General features: G+C 37.9%; 2 protein-coding genes. Both read right to left on the bottom strand.

From position 1 onward, the window contains the following. Nucleotides 1–146 (bottom strand): PTS sugar transporter subunit IIB (locus AC1D0Y_RS29755; RefSeq protein WP_477707816.1); only part of this gene is annotated, 146 nt, incomplete at its 3' end. 42 nt (nt 147–188) lie between these two features. Then, entirely contained in the window at nt 189–485 is a 297-nt protein-coding gene (locus AC1D0Y_RS29750) for a PTS sugar transporter subunit IIB (RefSeq protein WP_097822773.1), read from the bottom strand. Nucleotides 486–488: the final 3 nt, after the last annotated feature.

The following is a 488-nucleotide window of genomic DNA, read 5'->3' as shown; positions in this document are numbered from 1 at the left end:
TGGCGAGAAGCTACTTCGGCAATTTTACATTGCACAACTTCCGCATTAATGCCGTTGTCTTTTAATAAATTTTCTACTCGTTCACACACCACTGTTGATGTTGCAATTCCCGCTCCGCATGCTACTAATACCGTATACTTTTTCATTTTGTTCAGCTCCTAATTTATTATTTTTAATTTTCTGACTAATTAATTAGCAAAGGTTTTATTTAAGGCATCTATTATTTTTTGGTCCAGTGCTTCCATGCCAATCCCTGTGATATAGGAGGTTGCGCTTAATGCTGGAATGCTGTACTTTGTAGGTAAAATCGTTGTCGATACAATTAAATCCGCTCCYTCTTGGCGRGAAGCTACTTCGGCAATTTTACATTGCACAACTTCCGCRTTAATGCCGTTGTCTTTTAATAAATTTTCTACTCGTTCACACACCACTGTTGATGTTGCAATTCCCGCTCCGCATGCTACTAATACCGTATACTTTTTCATTTT

This window comes from Priestia sp. P1_B12_1 (assembly GCF_056406695.1).
Note: the sequence above shows the minus strand (reverse complement) of the source record. Positions and strands in the feature narration are given on the sequence as shown.